The 17,591-nt window shown below is 61.7% G+C and carries 16 protein-coding genes; 5 read left to right on the top strand and 11 right to left on the bottom strand.

Annotated elements, in window-relative coordinates; genetic code table 11:
- Positions 1-142 precede the first annotated feature (142 nt).
- On the bottom strand, positions 143-1,054 hold the full coding sequence (locus BLU48_RS09070; protein ID WP_057025296.1) for a LysR family transcriptional regulator: 912 nt from the start codon (positions 1,052-1,054) through the stop codon (positions 143-145).
- Between the two features lie 131 nt (positions 1,055-1,185).
- Between BLU48_RS09070 and ampC the strand changes: the two genes are divergently transcribed.
- A complete protein-coding gene (ampC, locus tag BLU48_RS09065) occupies positions 1,186-2,328 on the top strand; it encodes a class C beta-lactamase (protein ID WP_057025295.1) in 1,143 nt (380 codons plus the stop codon).
- Between the two features lie 122 nt (positions 2,329-2,450).
- Here the strand turns inward: ampC and dctM are convergent, their stop codons facing one another.
- The 8 genes from dctM to BLU48_RS09025 form a co-directional block, all read right to left on the bottom strand.
- Positions 2,451-3,731 (bottom strand): C4-dicarboxylate TRAP transporter large permease protein DctM, encoded by a 1,281-nt coding sequence (gene dctM, locus BLU48_RS09060; RefSeq protein ID WP_043051820.1) that lies wholly within the window; start codon positions 3,729-3,731, stop codon positions 2,451-2,453.
- Entirely contained in the window at positions 3,731-4,363 is a 633-nt protein-coding gene (locus BLU48_RS09055; RefSeq protein ID WP_057025294.1) for a TRAP transporter small permease, read from the bottom strand. Before BLU48_RS09055 ends, dctM begins: the two co-directional genes overlap by 1 nt.
- A gap of 164 nt (positions 4,364-4,527) precedes the next feature.
- Entirely contained in the window at positions 4,528-5,511 is a 984-nt protein-coding gene (locus BLU48_RS09050; protein WP_056846166.1) for a TRAP transporter substrate-binding protein, read from the bottom strand.
- Between the two features lie 155 nt (positions 5,512-5,666).
- Positions 5,667-6,482, bottom strand: a complete 816-nt coding sequence (locus BLU48_RS09045) for an HpcH/HpaI aldolase/citrate lyase family protein (protein ID WP_057025293.1) — start codon at positions 6,480-6,482, stop codon at positions 5,667-5,669.
- Between the two features lie 15 nt (positions 6,483-6,497).
- Positions 6,498-7,691, bottom strand: a complete 1,194-nt coding sequence (locus BLU48_RS09040; RefSeq protein ID WP_057025292.1) for a CaiB/BaiF CoA transferase family protein — start codon at positions 7,689-7,691, stop codon at positions 6,498-6,500.
- 10 nt (positions 7,692-7,701) lie between these two features.
- Positions 7,702-9,051: an MmgE/PrpD family protein gene (locus tag BLU48_RS09035; RefSeq protein ID WP_057025291.1), complete on the bottom strand. Its 1,350-nt coding sequence runs from the start codon at positions 9,049-9,051 to the stop codon at positions 7,702-7,704.
- A 10-nt stretch (positions 9,052-9,061) separates the two neighbouring features.
- Positions 9,062-10,225 (bottom strand): acyl-CoA dehydrogenase family protein, encoded by a 1,164-nt coding sequence (locus tag BLU48_RS09030; RefSeq protein WP_057025290.1) that lies wholly within the window; start codon positions 10,223-10,225, stop codon positions 9,062-9,064.
- A 28-nt stretch (positions 10,226-10,253) separates the two neighbouring features.
- Positions 10,254-11,072, bottom strand: coding sequence for an HTD2 family dehydratase (locus tag BLU48_RS09025; protein WP_057025289.1), 819 nt, complete (start codon positions 11,070-11,072; stop codon positions 10,254-10,256).
- Between the two features lie 213 nt (positions 11,073-11,285).
- On the opposite strand from BLU48_RS09025, the gene BLU48_RS09020 reads away from it, so the two are divergent.
- The 4 genes from BLU48_RS09020 to BLU48_RS09005 all read left to right on the top strand — a co-directional run bounded on the left by BLU48_RS09020 (position 11,286) and on the right by BLU48_RS09005 (position 15,507).
- Positions 11,286-12,176, top strand: coding sequence for a LysR family transcriptional regulator (locus tag BLU48_RS09020; RefSeq protein ID WP_057025288.1), 891 nt, complete (start codon positions 11,286-11,288; stop codon positions 12,174-12,176).
- Positions 12,177-12,209: 33 nt separating this feature from the next.
- A complete protein-coding gene (locus tag BLU48_RS09015; protein WP_046068376.1) occupies positions 12,210-12,698 on the top strand; it encodes a GFA family protein in 489 nt (162 codons plus the stop codon).
- Between the two features lie 177 nt (positions 12,699-12,875).
- Complete coding sequence (locus BLU48_RS09010; RefSeq protein WP_057025287.1) at positions 12,876-14,699, top strand: serine hydrolase domain-containing protein; 1,824 nt, start codon at positions 12,876-12,878, stop codon at positions 14,697-14,699.
- A 16-nt stretch (positions 14,700-14,715) separates the two neighbouring features.
- Positions 14,716-15,507, top strand: a complete 792-nt coding sequence (locus tag BLU48_RS09005; protein WP_057025286.1) for a MipA/OmpV family protein — start codon at positions 14,716-14,718, stop codon at positions 15,505-15,507.
- Positions 15,508-15,586: 79 nt separating this feature from the next.
- Here the strand turns inward: BLU48_RS09005 and BLU48_RS09000 are convergent, their stop codons facing one another.
- Positions 15,587-16,864, bottom strand: a complete 1,278-nt coding sequence (locus BLU48_RS09000) for an ATP-binding protein (protein WP_057025285.1) — start codon at positions 16,862-16,864, stop codon at positions 15,587-15,589.
- Positions 16,865-17,572, bottom strand: a complete 708-nt coding sequence (locus tag BLU48_RS08995) for a response regulator (protein WP_043050936.1) — start codon at positions 17,570-17,572, stop codon at positions 16,865-16,867.
- Positions 17,573-17,591: the final 19 nt, after the last annotated feature.

The following is a 17,591-nucleotide window of genomic DNA, read 5'->3' as shown; positions in this document are numbered from 1 at the left end:
CAGGAACAGTGTTTCTATTGGTTCCTCTTCGAGAGCGGCCTGGTATGGAAAATCGACCACGTCGATGCTTATGGTGATTACTGGCTGTGCGTGCAACATGACGAACACAGCTATGAAATGCTCGCACCCGTTGCGGGCAGCTTCAAAAAAGTCCCCTGTGACCGCCCCTACCCAGTGACCGCACACTCGCCTCTTCACGCAACCACCCCTTGAACGCCAACATCGCCGGTGTCTCATTGCGCGACTGCAAACGCGTCAACCAATACCTGCCGGTGGTGATCCCCACCGCGAACGGCTGGCGGAACACATCGCTCTCCAACTGTCGCGAAAACATCAGCGCCGGCGCCAGCGCCACGCCGCTGCCTTGCAGGGCGGCTTCCATCATCGCCAGCGAGGAGTCGAACACGATACTGCGCGGCACCCGCGTGTCAAAGGGCAAGCCGGCGGCCTGAAACCAGAGGCTCCACTCATCGACACGGTAGGAGCGCAGCAAGGTGTGCTTCAACACGTCCGCCGGACTGTGCAGTTGCTCGGCAATCTGCGGTACGCACAACACCGTCAACGGCGCCTCCAGCAATGGGCAGGCGTCGGTGCCGTGCCAGGCACCGGCGCCAAAGCGGATCGCATAATCCAAGCCTTCAGCGGCCACATCCACGCGGTTGTTGTGGGTGGACAGGCGCAAATCAATAAACGGAAAGCGACTATGGAAATCCGCCAGACGTGGCAACAGCCAGCCCACCGCAAAGGTGCCGACCGCCCCCACCGTCAGCACTTCACGGTAATGCCCGCCCTCGAACTGGCCCAACGTCAGGGCAATGCGATCAAAGGCATCACGCAGCACCGGCAGCAGGGTTTCGCCTTCGCTGGTGAGCATCAGGCCCCGAGGCAAGCGCTTGAACAACGTAACATTGAGTTGGGCTTCGAGGCTTTTGACCTGGTGGCTGACGGCCGCCTGGGTCACGCACAGCTCAATGGCCGCACGGGTAAAGCTCAAATGGCGCGCCGAGGCTTCGAAGGCACGCAGGGCATTGAGCGGCAGGTGGGAACGCAGCAAGGCTTACCCCAAATTTTTCTAATGGCTGATGCGAGATATCATCGTTTGCCCGCGTCCTGAAATCCACCTAGATTTGCCACGCCTGCGCAGGTTCTGATCGTCATCACTCTTTTACATGGAAGCGAGTCACCATGAAGCGCAACTTACAAACACTGCTGGTTTCCGCGTTATTACTGGGGTCTGGCAGTTGCATGGCCGCCGCCGATATACGCCAGGTCGTGGACAGCAACGTCAAAGCCTTGATGCAGCAGCAAGCTATCCCGGGCTTGTCGGTGGCCGTCGTCAACCAAGGCAAGGTGCAATACTTTAACTACGGCGTCGCTGCCAAGGACACCCAGGCCCCAGTCACCGAAGACACCCTGTTCGAAATCGGCTCGGTGAGTAAAACCTTCACCGCCACCCTCGGCGGGTATGCCCAGGCCATCGGCAAGCTCAAGCTGTCGGACATGGCCAGTCAACACCTGCCCGCCCTGGCCGGCAGCGCGTTCGATTACATCAGCCTGCTGCAATTGGCGACCTATACACCAGGCGGCCTGCCCCTGCAGTTCCCGAAAAAAGCCGACAGTGCCAACACCATGCTCGGCTACTTCCAACACTGGAAGCCCACTTATGCGCCGGGCGAACAACGCCTGTACTCCAACCCCAGCATCGGCCTGTTCGGCTACCTGGCGGCGCAAAGTCTGGGCCAGCCGTTCAACCTGGCTATGGAGGAAACCCTGCTGCCCAAGCTGGGCTTGCACAACACCTACATCAGCGTGCGCACCGACAAAGCCGGCCTATATGCCCAAGGCTATGACAAGCAGCAAAATCCCGTACGCGTGAGCCCCGGCGCCCTGGACAGCGAAGCCTACGGCATCAAGACCAGCAGCCAGGACCTGGCCCGCTACGTGATCGCCAACATGCACCCGCAGACTCTGGAACATCCGTTACAACAGGCCATTGCCGCCACTCACGCCGGCTACTACACCGTCAACGGCATGACCCAGGGCCTGGGCTGGGAACGCTACCCCTACCCCATCACCCTGAAAGCCTTGATCGACGGCAACTCCACGCCGATGGCGATGGAGCCGCATAAGGTCAACTGGCTGAGCCCGGCCCAGGCGCAACCTGCCAACGTGCTGTACAACAAGACCGGCTCCACTGGCGGCTTTGGTGCGTATGTGGCGTATGTGCCGAGCAAGGACATGGGCGTGGTGATCCTGGCGAACCGCAACTACCCGAATGCCGAGCGGGTGAAGGTGGCGCACGCGATCTTGAGTGCGTTGGGCCAATAAGGCCGAACACAGTACATAAAATGTGGGAGGGGGCTTGCCCCCGATGAGGGCGTGTCAGTAATGCATCTGTAACTGACCCACCGCCATCGGGAGCAAGCCCCCTCCCACATTTTTGACTGCGTTTACATTCCGAGCCACTGCGGCAGTGCGAGGGAAATGAACGGTAAATAAGTGACCATGATCAGGAACACCAACAGAATCATCAACCACGGCATCGCCGCGCGGATGGTTTGCCCCAGCGTCAACCCGGTCACCGCCGAGGTCACGAACAGGTTCAACCCCACAGGTGGATGCACCAGGCCGATTTCCATATTCACCACCATCACGATGCCCAGGTGAATCGGATCAATGCCCAGCTTCATCGCAATCGGGAAGAAGATCGGCGCCAGGATCAGCACGATGGCCGACGGTTCCATGAAGCTGCCGGCAATCAGCAGCACCACGTTGACCATGATCAGGAAACCAATCGGCGTCAGCCCTTCGGAGATTACCCACGCAGTGATTTCCTGGGGGATCTGCTCAGTGGTCAGCACATGGGCAAACAGCATGGCGTTGGCAATGATGAACATCAGCATGATCGACAGCCGCCCGGATTCCAGCAGCACCTTGGGGCAATCGCGCAGCTTCATGTCCTTGTAGATGAACAGCGCGACAAACGCCGAATACACCGCCGCCACCGCCGCCGCTTCGGTGGGGGTGAACATGCCGCTGTAGATGCCGCCGAGGATGATCACCAACAACAACAGGCCCCAGAAAGCCCGGCGTGCGCAACTGAGCCACTCGCGGAACGTCGCCCGTGGTTGCGCCGGCAATTTCTTGATGCGTGCGACGATATAGATCGCGATCATCAGCATCAGGCCCAGCAACAGTCCGGGGATCACCCCGGCCATGAACAGCTTGCCCACCGAGGTTTCGGTCGCCGCCGAATACACCACCATCACGATCGACGGCGGAATCAGGATACCCAAGGTCCCGGCGTTGCAGATGATCCCCGCACCAAACTCCTTCGGATAACCGGAACGCACCATGCCTGCCACGGCAATCGAGCCCACCGCCGCCACCGTGGCTGGTGACGAGCCGGACAGCGCCGCAAACAACATGCAGGCCAGCACCGCCGCAATCGCCAGGCCGCCACGAATGTGGCCCACACAGGCATTGGCAAAGTCGATCAGCCGCTGGGCTACGCCGCCGGTGGTCATGAACGCGCCGGACAGCAGGAAGAACGGAATCGCCAGGAAGGTGTAGGCGTCGGAGGTTTCAAACAGCTTGATCGCCAGGGAACTCACCGAGTCCTGGCTGAACATCAGGATCGACACCGCACCGGACAGCCCCAGGGAAATCGCAATCGGCACGCCGAGGAACATGAACACAAACAACAGCAGAAACAGACAGAGCACGGCCATCAGTGACGCTCCTCATGGCTGCCGGCCAACTTGCTGGCCTCACCGGCCTCGTCGGCCAGCCCCAACCCCACTTGGCGGTGGGTAAAGATGCGGTAGAAAATTTCCAGGTAGCGGATGAATACCAAGGCAAAGCCGATGGGCACGATCACCACGATGTCGCCCACATCGACGCCGAACTGGTCGAGGTCTTCGGCGCCGATATGTGCGGTCATCACTGCACTCACCCACTTGTAGCTGGCCACCATGAACAACCCGGCATAGGCCAGGCAGCACAAGCAAGCGAGCATGCCGAGCAGGCGTTGCACCGGGCGCTTGGTCAGTCTGACCAACGCGTCCACGCCGAGGTGGCCGGCGGTGCGTACACCGTAGGAAATACCGAAGAAAATCAGCCAGCCGAACATGGCCTTGGTCAGCGCCACGCTCCAGGTCATGTCCTGGGCCCAGGTCATGGTGCCGTCGCCCAGGACGGTGAAGAAATTGCTGCTCCACGCCCATTTATCCGCCAGGGCGAAGAACAGGGTGTAGATGTTGTTGAGCATGACGTAGACGAATGTCACCAGAGTCATGGCGGCGAGCAGGAAGGCGATGAAACCTTCCTCCAGATGCTCCCAGACGCGCCTTAGCGTTTGCATGGCAAAACCTCGCGAGGCAAATGAAATACCAGGGTGGAACTTGCCCGAAATGTGGGAGGGGGCTTGCTCCCGATAGCAGTGTGTCAGCTTGCAGATCTGTCTCTGATCCACCGCTATCGGGAGCAAGCCCCCTCTCACATTGGATCTCAGTACACCCTGGGGGATTACTGGTTGGAGGCGTCCGCCGCCTTGATCAGGTCAGCCCCGATCGCACCTTCAAACTTCTGCCACACCGGGCGCATGGCTTCGCGCCAGAGCGTGCGTTGCTCAGGAGTCAGTTCGATGATTTCGCTGGTCTTGGCGTCGATGATCTTCTGCTTGGCCGACTGGTTCAGCGCTTCGGCCTGTTTGTTCACCTCGACGGTGACCTCGGCCATGATCTGCTCAAGGGTACTGCGGGTATCCGGTGGCAGGCCATTCCAGAACTTGGCGTTGGTGATCACCATGTAGTCAATCAAGCCATGGTTGGATTCGGTGAAGTACTTCTGCACCTCGTTGACCTTCTGGCTTTCATAGTTCGACCAGGTGTTCTCGGTACCATTCACGGTGCCGGTCTGCAGCCCTTGATAGACCTCGGCGAAGCTCATCTTGCGCGGGTTGGCACGGATCGCCTTGAACTGTTCTTCGAGCACGCTGGAGGCTTGCACGCGGAACTTCAGGCCACGGGCGTCCTTGGGTTCATGCAGGGCCTTGTTGGCGGAGAGCTGCTTGAGGCCGTTGTGCCAATAGGCCAGGCCGAGGATGTTCTTGTCCTGCATCGAGGTCAGCAGCTGCTTGCCCTCGGCGGCCTGGAAACGGTCGACGGCGGCCAAGTCGTTGAACAGGAACGGCAGGTCGTAGATCTGCACTTGCTTGGTGTACTGCTCGAACTTGGCCAGGGACGGCGCCAGCATCTGCACATCGCCCAGCAACAGCGCTTCCATTTCCTTGCCATCGCCGAACAGCGACGAGTTCGGGTACACCTCGACCTTGACCTTGCCGGGCAGGCGTTCTTCGGCGAGTTTCTTGAACAGCAACGCGCCCTGGCCCTTGGGGGTGTTTTCGGCGACCACGTGGGCAAACTTGATCACAATCGGGTCGGCCGCCTGGGCCAGGCCTGCGGCAAACAAGGTGGCGGCGCACAGCAGCGCCCGAGAAAACTTGAGCATGGGAAATCACCTTCTTATTGTTGTGTTGTAAGGCAAGGTGCCTGATGTGACGCGTGTTGAGAATTTCGAAATCTAGATACCTGCGTTCGGCCTGGCCGAACACCAATCTCAAGAACAATGGAGAACCCTGTGGGGGCTTGCTCCGGGTTATCCAGTCAAAGTTGGGCAGCCAGCAGTCTTTGTGCCCGTAACAGCACCGGCGCATCCACCATCTGCCCATCAATCTGATACGCCCCTGCCCCATGGGCTCCGGCCTCCACCACGCGCTTGGCCCAGGCCAGGTCTTCGGCGCTGGGCGCCAGCGCCTGGTGAATCACCGGAACCTGCTTGGGATGGATACACAACGCCCCGGCAAAGCCCATTTCATACGCATGCCGGATCGAGCAGCGCAGGCCCTCGGGGTCGTCGATGGCGGGGTGTACGCCGTCCAGCGGTGCGACCAGCCCGGCGGCGCGCGAATGCACGATCAGCGCCAGGCGCGCCTGGTCAAGGGCAAACTCAGCGGCGCGGGAATGGCTGCTCAGGTTGAGGTCCAGGGCCAGGTCCAAGCCACCGAACGACAGCCGCTCCACCAGCGGAGCGTGGGCAATGTCGGCCACCGCCAACAAGCCGCGAGCGCTTTCGATGATCGGCCAGATGGGTTTGCCGGTGGCAGCTACTACGGCGACCTGGGCTGCGCTCTCAACCTTGGGTAGCAGCACACCCGCGACATTTGCATGGGCCTTGCAGAACGCCACATCCTCAAAATGCTCGGCGTGCTCCGGCGCATTGATACGCACCCACACCTGGGCCCTGGGATGGGCGTGCAAGAACTCCCCCAGGTTGTCCCGGGCCTGGCGCTTGAGCGGTTCTTCCACTGCGTCTTCAAAATCCACGATTACCGCGTCGGCGCCACTGGCCAGGGCTTTGGCAAACCGCTCCGGGCGGCTGCCCGGCACAAATAACGCTGAACGTACTAAGGGCTTTGGCATCGCTGAAATTCCTGGTTAGATAACGCCGCGTGCACGCAGGCTGTCGATGGTGTCGGCGCAATAACCCAGCTGGTCGAGGATACCCTGGCTGTGTTGTCCCAAGGCCGGCACGCCATCCATGCGCGGGGTAAACGCGGCATTGCGTGCCGGTGGTAACAGCGACGGCAACGGCCCGGCCGGGCTATCGACTTCGCGCCAGCTGTCACGGGCCTTGAGTTGCGGGTGGTCCCACACGCCTTGCATATCGTTGACCCGAGCGCTGGCGATCTGCGCGTCCTCCAGGCGCTGGATCACCGCCTCGGCGTCCAACTGGGCAAAGCTTGCGACAATGATCTGGCGCAGCGCGTCGCGATTGGCCGAACGCTTGAAATTGGCGCTGAAACGTTCGTCCGTCGCCAGCGCTGGGGTGAGCAATACCTTGTCGCAGAACGCCGCCCACTCACGCTCGTTCTGCAACCCGAGCATCACCGTACCGCCGTCACCGGTGGGAAACGGCCCATACGGGTAAATTGTCGAATGCGCCGCGCCGGCACGCGGTGGCGGTGGCGCGCCGTCGAAGGCGTAGTACATCGGGTAACCCATCCACTCCACCAGGCTTTCGAGCATGCTCACGTCGATGCGGCTGCCCTTGCCGGTCTTGCCACGCAGCAGCAGCGCCGAAAGGATGCCGCTGTAGGCGTACATGCCAGCGGAGATATCGGCGATGGAGCAACCGGCCTTGGCCATTTGCTCGTCACCCGGGCCACCGGTCACCGAGAGAAAGCCGCCTTCACTCTGGATCAGTAGGTCGTAGGCTTTCTTGTTCTCGTAGGGCCCGCCTTCGCCGTAGCCGGAAATATCACAGACGATCAGCCGCGGGAAACGCTCATGCAGCGCCTCGAACGACAAGCCCATGCGCGCCGCCGCACCCGGGGCCAGGTTCTGCACCAGCACATCGGCATCGGCGAGCAGCGCCTCGAGAATGGCGCCCGCCTCGTCCTGCTTGAGGTCCAGGGTCAGGCTCTCCTTGGAACGGTTGGTCCAGACAAAGTGCGACGCCAGGCCACGCACGCGCTCGTCATAGCCCCGGGCAAAGTCACCGGCAACGGGGCGCTCGACCTTGATCACCCGGGCGCCGAGATCGGCCAGTTGGCGCGTACAGAATGGCGCGGCAATCGCGTGTTCCAGGCTGACGACGGTAATGCCGTCCAGCGGTCGTTGATTACTCATGACAAATCCCTCAAAGCCAATGGGCCATGGACGCGGTGTGACGCAGGTTCCACACCTGCTCGATCAGGTCGGTGGCCTGGGCCGGTGTGCGGGCAGCGCTGAAGTGGGTCAGGCGCTGGAACTTATCCGCCAGTTCGGCGCGACTCAGGGTGTTGCCCGGGTCGCCCTTGGGCTCGTCGATGGCGCCGTGCAACGTGCGGCCATCGGTGGTGGTGACGGTGACGCGGCCCAGCCAGCGCTGCGGGTAGGCAGCATCGACCTCGGGGTCGAGAGTCATGCTGACCTTGTCGCGAAAGGCCGCGACAGCAGGATCGCTCAACGCCAGTTCATGGAATTCAGGCAGCCCAGCCTTGCCATGCACGGCGATCAGGCCGAGCACGGTGCCCATGGAGAATTTGGCCTGGTGCACCGTGGTCGGCACCGTCACTCGACCGAGCACATCGATGGCGCCTTGATGCACGCGGGTCTGTACCCGAGCAATCTGTACCGCGCTCAAACCTTCGCGCTGCATCACCGCCAGCAGCGCATCGGCGGCTGGATGGGTGTGGCGACAGGAAGCGTGGAATTTGAACGAGGTTTCCACCAGCGCCCAACGGCTGCCCAGGCCGGCGGATAATTTGCCTGGCTCGGCATCAGTAGACATGCCCGCCGCCAGCCCCTGGTCGCCTTCCAGGATATTGCGTGCGCCGGTCAAGCCATCGGCGGTGAGATAGGCCGCCAGCAAGCCGTCCGCCGCCGCCTTGGCCGTATGCAGTTGCTTGGAGTCGGCGGCATCGCGCAAGAACTCCCACAGCCCGGCCGCCTGGGTGCCGGCGCTGCCGAGCAGGTTGATGAACTGTTCCTGATTGAAATCGAGCAACTTGCCCACTGCGACCGCCGCCGCCAGGGTGCCGACCGTGGCCGTGGTGTGGAAGATGCGATAGTGGGAGCGACCCATGAATTCACCGATGCGAATCCCAGCCTCATAACCGGCCACCGAGGCCAACAACAACTCACGGCCAGACTTATTGAGGTCCTGGGCAGCGGCCAAAGCGGCAGGAAACACCACCGTGGCCGGGTGCAGCACCGAGCTGTTGTGCAGGTCATCCTGCTCCACCAGATGGGATGAGGCCGCGTTGACCAGCGCGGCAAAATACGCGCTGGTGCCGGTGCCGTTGACGATCACCTGGGCCGGGCCGCTGCTCGGGCCCATCTTCTGCGCATAGCGTTCGAACAGTGGAATCGGGTGTGCGCCCCGGCTGGCCAACGCCGAAGCGAGCCAATCCAGATACAGCTCTTCGATGCGCGCCAGTACCGGCTCGGGCACCTGTTGGTACGTCAGATCGGCGAGGAAACGGCACAGGGCCTGGGTATCACGCATGCTCAGGCCCTCAGAAGCTACGTGGCAGTTCGAGCAAATGCTCGGCCACGTAGGACAGGATCAGGTTGGTGGAGATCGGCGCCACCTGGTACAGGCGGGTCTCGCGGAATTTGCGCTCCACGTCGTATTCGCAGGCAAAGCCAAAACCGCCGTGGGTTTGCAGACAGGCGTTGGCCGCTTCCCAGGACGCCTTGGCCGCCAGGTACTTGGCCATGTTGGCGCTGGCCCCGGCGTGCTTGCCGCTGTCGTATTCCTCACAGGCGCGCCAGCGCATCAGGTCGGCCGCTTCGATCTCGATATGGGCCTCGGCAATCGGGAATTGCACGCCCTGGTTCTGCCCGATGGGCCGGCCAAACACCACGCGGTCGCGCGCGTAGGCGCTGGCCTTTTCAATAAACCAGCGACCATCACCGATGCATTCGGCGGCGATCAGGGTGCGCTCGGCATTCAGGCCATCGAGAATGTACTTGAAGCCCTTGCCCTCCTCGCCAATCAGACTGTCAGCGGGCAACTCGAGGTTGTCGAAGAACAGCTCGTTGGTCTCGTGGTTGACCATATTGGCGATGGGTTGCACGGTCAGGCCGTTACCGATGGCGTCACGCAGGTCAACCAGGAAGATCGACATGCCTTCGGACTTTTTCTTCACCTCGGCCAAGGGCGTGGTGCGCGCCAGCAGGATCATCAGGTCGGAATGCTGCACCCGCGAGATCCAGACTTTCTGACCGTTGATCACGTACTTGTCGCCACGCTTGATCGCGGTGGTCTTGATCTTGGTGGTGTCGGTGCCGGTGGTCGGCTCGGTGACGCCCATCGATTGCAGGCGCAGCTCACCGCTGGCCAGCTTGGGCAGGTAGAAGCGTTTCTGCGCCTCACTGCCGTGACGCAACAGCGTGAACATGTTGTACATCTGGCCGTGCACGGTGCCGGAGTTGCCGCCGCAGCGGTTGACTTCCTCGAGGATCACCGAGGCTTCGGCCAGCCCCAGGCCGGAGCCGCCGTACGCCTCGGGAATCATCGCCGACAGCCAACCGGCGTCGGTCAGCGCCTTGACGAAGGCTTCGGGGAAGCCCTTTTGTTCATCGATGCTGCGCCAATAGGCGGCATCGAACTGCGCGCACAAGGCACGCACGCCTTCGCGGATGGCAGTGAGTTCTTCGTTGTCATTGGGGTTCATTAACGGCTCTCCGCCTATTGTTCTTGGATTATTCGAAATGCACCTGGGCGGTCTGCGCCAGGCCTTCGGCATTGCCGGCCCAGAGTTCTGCGACCCCGGTTGCGGTGAGGCGCCCGCCCACCTCAAATGGCTGCGGCGCAATCAACGGGCGTATGCCGCGATAGCTGAAACGACGCAGCGTCGCGTCGGGATGCGCCCGGCAGAACGCCCGCAGGTTCAAGGTGGCGATCAGCGGGCCATGCACCACCAGGCCGGCATAACCTTCGGTACCGGTGACATAGGGGTAGTCGTAGTGGATGCGGTGGCCGTTGAAGGTCACGGCGCTGTAGCGGAACAACAAGGTGGGCGTCGGCTCGACCGTCTCCGTCCATTCGCCCTGGGCCAGGGCATCGCCGCTGCCGGGCTTGGGCGGTGTCGGTTCGCGGTAAACAATGTCCTGTTCCTCGCGGATCGCCAGGCGGCCGTCCTGGGAGTAGTCATGGCGCACAGTGACAAACAGCAACGAGCCGGTGCGCCCGGCCTTTTCTTCGACCTGGGTGATGGTCGACATACGGGTGGCCGCCTCGCCGGCACGCAGTGGCTGCAGGAATTCGATACGCCCACCGGCCCACATGCGATTGCGATTATCGGCCGGCGGCAGGAAGCCGCCGCGGGCGGGGTGACCGTCGCTACCCAAGGCCGATTCCGGCAGCGCGTCCTGGAAAAAGCACCATTGCCACAGTGGCGCAACGGCTTCGCCCTCGGCGGGCACAGTTTCTCCGAACGTAGCGGCGATACGCTTGAGCAGGTTATGGCTCAGGTGGTCGGGGGCGGTTTCACTTCGGCCGATCCAATCAGTGGCACTCATCGGGTGCAGATCCTCAGGCAGTGGGTGTCTGCTGCCGATCATGCAAGGGCCTGGCCGTTCTGAGAATTTGCATTTCAATAAACCAGCGTTCGGTTATGCTGAACGCCAACTTACAAAAAAACGCCGCATCTCCAATGTGGGAGGGGCTTGCTCCCGATGGCGGTGTATCAGCTAGCACATTGGGTACTGACCCACTGCTATCGGGAGTTTTTTATGCATTTTGATCTCGCCGACCTGCGCCTGTTTATCCATATCGCCGAATCCCCCAGCCTGACCCAGGGCGCCAAGCGGGCGTTCCTCTCGCCGGCCGCCGCCAGTGCGCGAATCAAGGCCCTGGAAGGCCAGCTCGACACCCGCCTGTTGTACCGCGACAGCCGTGGGGTGGAGATCACACCGGCAGGCGAGCGCCTGCTGCACCATGCGCGGTTGATCATGCGCCAGGTGGATTACCTGAAAAGCGAGTTCACCCAATACGGCGTGGACTCGGCCGGGCATATCCGCATCTTCGCCAACACCACGGCGGTCACCGAGTTCTTGCCGGAAGTGCTGGCGGGCTTTTTGTCCCAGCGGCCGGGGGTGACCGTTGACCTGCAGGAGCGCCTGTCCCGGGATATCGTGCGCGGCGTGCTCGATGGCACCAGTGACATGGGTATCATTGCCGGTCCCGTAGAAGCATCGGGTTTGCAAGTGCTGCATTTCAGCACCGATGAACTGGTGCTGATGGTGCCGGTCGGGCATCCCCTGGCAGACCAGCCGTCGGTCAGCCTGGAGCAGACCCTGGCGTACCAGCATATCGGCCTGCATGAAGGCAGCACGCTGTTGAGTTTTTTGCGTGAACACGTTGAGCGCCTGGGCAAGCAGTTGTCGCTGCGCATCCAGGTCTCGAGCTTCGAAGCGATCTGCCGGATGGTCGAGGCCGGGGTGGGCATTGGCATCATTCCCGAGTCCGCTGCCCTGCGCCACAGCCGCACCATGCAGTTGGTGACCGTGAAGCTGGACGAGCCCTGGGCGATTCGCGAGCGCAGCATCCTGGTGCGCGAATTGGAGGCGCTGCCGGGGACCATTCGCGCACTGATCGCTACCTTGATGCCGGAAAACGCCTAAGCTTGAACGTCACCTTGCCAGAGGAGATGCCCCATGCAACTCGAAGGATCCTGCCATTGTGGCGCTGTGACATTCAGCCTGACCAGCGCCCACCCCTACCCTTACCAGCGCTGCTACTGCTCGATCTGCCGCAAGACCCAGGGCGGCGGCGGTTATGCGATCAACCTTGGTGGTGATGCCAAGAGCTTGAAGGTACGCGGGCGCAAGCAGATTTCCATCTACCACGCCAAGCTCAAGCCCGAGGGCGCCAGCCGTGCCCATGCGAGCAGCGCCGAGCGGCATTTCTGCTCCCGGTGCGGCAGCGGCCTGTGGCTGTTCAGCCCGCAGTGGCCGGAGCTGATCCACCCGTTTGCCTCGGCCATCGACACGCCGCTGCCGGTGCCGCCGGAACACACGCACCTGATGCTGGGCTCCAAGGCGCCGTGGGTGGAGGTCAGTGTGCGCAAGGGTGACTTGCGGTTCGATGAATACCCTGAGGAATCGATTGCCGATTGGCATGAGCGTTTGGGACTTGTGGGTTAACAGAGGCTTGAAAGGTGGGAGGGGGCTTGCCCCCTCCCACAGTGTTGCGCCGTACTTAAGTAGTGTGGAGCGGTAGCCGTTAACAGTCTTTGACAGTTTCTCGACAAAGCACTCAAAGATTGTTGGCCCCCGCAGCCCTAGCATTCGAGCATCCAAATACCAATCGGGTGCTCTTCCATGTTTCGCAGATTGCGCGGTATTCCGCTGTTGGGTTGCCTGTTGGGCAGTATCGGTTGCCACTCGCAGCCGCCTGCCCCGCCGGCGATTCAAAAAGGCGATTACGGCGCGATCATCCGTTACCTGCAAGCCCGCATTCCCAAGGACATGGCGAGGGAAAATGTAGCGGGCTTGTCGATTGCCCTGGTCAACGGCCAGGAACTGATCTGGGCCCGTGGCTTTGGCTTGGCCGATAAGGCCCAAGGGGTACCGGTCACTGCCAATACGGCGTTTCGTGCCGGCGGCATCTCCAAACTGATCACCGCCGCCGCGGCGTTGCAACTGGTAGAGCAACAACGCCTGGCACTGGAGGCGCCGATCCAGCAAACCCTGCGCGAATTCTACGTACGCTCACGTTTTCATAGCGACCAGGCCGAGGCTGATCGTGCGATCACTTTGCGGCGTTTGCTCAGCCATCAATCCGGTTTACCCAGCGAACACCTGCGCGACCTGCACAGCACCTACGCCATGGGGCAGATGCCGATGCGCGTATCGGGCGTGTGGCTGAGCAGCCTGCCAGGTTCCCAGGTGGCTTATTCCAACCTCGGTTATTCACTGGTGGGCGCCGCCATCGAACGCAGCAGCGGCAAAAGTTTCGAAGCGCAATTGCAAAGCAGCCTGTTCAAACCCTTGCAGATGAATCAGTCCAGTTTCCTCGGCACCGGCGCGCACTTGAGCTTTCGCGCCCTGGGCTATGAGGACGGCAACGCGAGCACCGACGCGCAGGTGCGCGACCTCGCCGCCGGCGGCCTGTGGGCCAGCCCCAAGGACCTCAGCCACTATGTGCAGATGCTGTTCGCCAAAGGCCGCTACAAAGGCAACCAGGTGCTGGACAGCACATCGATTGACGCGATGTTCATCCAGCAAAACACCGGCAACGCCCTGGACTTCGACTGCCAGATGGGCCTGGGCTGGTTCCTGGCGCCCTGCGGTGACGAGCCGATTGGTCCGGGCGTGCGCACCTATCAGCACAGTGGTGGCGGTGACGATTTCGCCGCGCAATTGACCCTGCTGCCGGACCAGCAACTGGCCGTGATCATCATGGCCAACGACAGCAATGCCGAAGAGATGGTGGTGTCGCTGTCCACCGACAGCCTGCGCCTGATGCTTGAGGCCCAGACCGGCAAACCCGTCTGCGCCGACGACTGCCAGGCCCCCAGCCACGGCCTCAAGCTGCGTCATGTACCGGCAGCCATTGATCGCAAGCGCCTGGCCGGATTCTACGCGACCGCCTGGGGCGTGTTCCGCATTAAGGATGACCATGAACGCCTGGCCGGTGAACTGGCCGGCTATGACTTCGAGTTATTGCGCGATGACCAAGGCTGGTTGCGCGCGCAGAAAAAGGTCCTCGGTTTCTGGCTCAAGGACCTGGGCGACCTGGGCCGCATCCAGCTTGATGTAATGAGAGTACAAGGCCGGCAGATACTCACTGCGCGCAGTCACGGCCAGCGCATCGCCATTGGCGAGCGCATCGAGGCACCGCCCTTGCCCACGGCCTGGGCCGACACTATCGGCACCTACCAGGTGCTTAACACCCATGAACCCGACGCGCCATTGAGCGGCATCAGCGTGCGCCTGGAAGAGGGCTTCCTGGTGATTCGCGGCCAATTGCATGACGAGCCGCTGACCGACTACATCCTGCTACCCGTGGACAACGCCCATGCGGTGTTGGCCGGCAGCGGCTACGGCCTGGGAGACACCGTCAGCCGCCAGATCAACGGCCTGAGTGCTTCGGGCTACTCCTTCAAACGTACGCATCCTCCCCACCCCCCCCTGAATTTCTAACCAGGAGCAACCCCTGATGTACCCTAAGAACCTGTGCCTGTCATTCACCTCCTTGTGCCTGCTGGCCACTGCCGGCACGGCCCTGGCCGAAGACTGGCAATACAGCCTCAAGGCCGGCGTGGGCAATGCGCCGCGCTACAGCGGCAGCGACGAACGCATGACAGCCCCCGTGCTGGGCGGCAAAATCATCAGCCCCTGGGGCATCTTCCTCGACACCGACACGGGGCTGGGCTGGGCCTATGAAGGCAATGCCTTGAGCCTCAGCGCCTACGTCGGCGCAAGCGATTCTCGCAAAGATAAAAACCAAAGCATGCATGCCGGCTCCAAACGCCTCAAAGGCATGGGCGAAATCAAATCACGCCCGCAACTGGGCATGAACGCAGCCTACAACCTCGGTGGCGTGATTATCGGCGCCACCCTGGAACACGCGCTCAAGGAAGACGACCACAAAGACACCGGCAAGGCCTACACCCACCTGGAGCTGAGCCTGGGCACCAACCTGTATGAAGGCCGCTTCGGTTCCGTCGATGCCAGCCTCAACAGCCACTTCGGCGACCGCGACTACCTGCAGACCTGGTACGGCGTGACCACCGGCCAGGCCGCCCGCAGCCGCTTCAAGGAATATAAGGCCGCAGGCGGCAATATCAGCAATGGCATGAACCTGGTGTGGAGCTTGCCGATCAACGAGCACACTCAGTTCTCCACCTTGCTGGATGTGCAGTACCTGGCGGATAAAGCGGGCAAGAGCCCGATTGTGGAGCGGCGCTTGCAGACGTCGGTGATGGGGATGGTGGAATACACCTTCTGATTCAAGTTGGTAACCCAATCAAAATGTGGGAGGGGGCTTGCTCCCTCCCACATTTGAGCCGCGCAGTATTCAAAAGGTGTTACTCGGCATACGCCCAGGTCATCCGGAATGACGCCCCGCCCCACTCCGAGTCCAGCACTTGCACCTGCCCGCCATGCCATTGGCTTACGCGCTTGACCAGCGCCAGCCCCAGGCCAAAGCCGCCGGTGCGGCGGTCGCGGCTGGTGTCGAGGCGCAGGAAGGGTTCGAAGATCTTGGTGCGGCCCTCCAGCGGTACGCCTGGGCCGTCGTCATTGACCCGCACTTCGTAACCGCTGCCGAACTTGACCAGCGACACTTCGACACGGCGGTCGGCATAACGAATGGCGTTGCGCAACAGGTTGATCACTGCGCGCGCCATAAAGCGTGGCTCGATCCGGATAAAGTCGACCTCACAGGTGCGCAGTGACAACTGCACCCCTTCCGCCTCGGCCTCCAGCGCCACGCTGCCGATGACGCTGTCGAGCCAGCTGTGGGCCTCGATATTCTCGCGGGTCACCTGGGTGGCGCCGCGCTCCAGGCTGGCATAGGTCAACAGCTCGGAGACCATTTCCTCCAGCTCGCCCAGGTCGGAATACATATCGCTGATCAGCTCACGGCTCTGGCGTGGATCACTTTGTTGCCTGAGCTGATCGAGCTCGAACGACAAACGCGCAATGGGTGTGCGCAATTCATGGGACACGGCATTAGTCAGTTCGCGCTGGTTGGCGATCAGGCTTTCGATGCGCTCGGCCATCTGGTTGAAGTGCCCCGCCAGTTCGCGCACGGTGGAACGACGCGGCAGCAGGATGCGCGAACCGAGGTCGTTGTCACCAAAGCGTTGCGCGGCCAGGCGGATGTGCTCCAGGTCGCGCCAGTGCGGGCGCACCCAGAAATACAGGACAACGGCCAGGCTCACGCCCAGAAAGCCATAGGCCCACAAGTACAGCCATTTGGGCTCTTCCGGCAGTTGGATCTCAAGCAATTGCGGGCCGTCGTCGATAGGTGCCAGGAACTTCATGAAGTCCTCGCGCACCACCACTTGGTCATTGGCCAGGAGCTTCTGTTCGCGCTCGCTCAGGTGCTGTGCGTCGCGCGGCACCAGTTGCAGGCGCAAGCCATAATGCGGTTGCAGCTCATCCAGGCGTGCCTGGCGCGCTTCACCCCGCACCGGCCGCAGTTGCTCCACCAAAGCCCAGGCCGGGCCGCGCAGGGCTTCACGGTTATAGGTCTCGTTGGACTCGGGCATGTACGCGTCCAAGCCGTAGTTGACCAGCCAGATCGAGCCAGCCAGGCCGAGCGCGAGGATGACGTAGAGGCGCAGATACAATCTCAGCATCTAGGCCTCCCACGCGAACGGATTGAACAGGTAACCCTTGCCCCAGATGGTCTTGATGCACACCGGCTCGCGGGGGTTGTCGTTGAGCTTGCCGCGCAATTTGCTGATATAGACGTCGACGCTGCGATTGAGGCCGTCGAAGGCAATGCCGCGCATGCGATTGAGGATGTCATCGCGCGAAAGAATCTTGCCCGAGCTGCTGGCCAGCAACCACAGCAGCTCGAACTCCATGGTGGTGAGGTCAATGTTCTCGCCACCCAGGCTGACCACCCGGCAACTGCGATCGATCGACAAGCGGCCGAACTCCAGGGCACCGCGCACCGTGGGTTCGGGCACTTGACGGCGTTGCAAGGCGCGCAGGCGAGCCAGCAGTACCGGTGGCTTGATCGGCTTGATCACGTAATCGTCAGCGCCGGACTCAAGGCCGAGGATATGGTCCAGGTCATCTTCCTTGGCGGTGAGGATCACGATGGGCGTATCCGACACATTGCGAATCTCGCGGCATACATGCAACCCGCTCTGGCCCGGCAGCATCAAGTCGAGCACGACAATCTTCGGCTTGAACTCAATGAACGCCGCCAAGGCTTTATCGCCCCGGTGGACCACCCGTACCTCAAAACCATGTTGCGATAGAAAATGTGCGATCAGCCCTGCCAGCTTCTCATCGTCCTCAACGAGCAGGACCTTGCCCAGACCCAGGTTTTCCATAAGTTCTCAGTGTGGATAG

It is taken from the genome of Pseudomonas synxantha (assembly GCF_900105675.1).
GTDB classification, from domain to species: Bacteria; Pseudomonadota; Gammaproteobacteria; order Pseudomonadales; family Pseudomonadaceae; genus Aquipseudomonas; species Aquipseudomonas synxantha.
The sequence above is the reverse complement of the archived record's forward strand: the minus strand, read 5'-3'. Positions and strand labels throughout refer to the sequence as shown.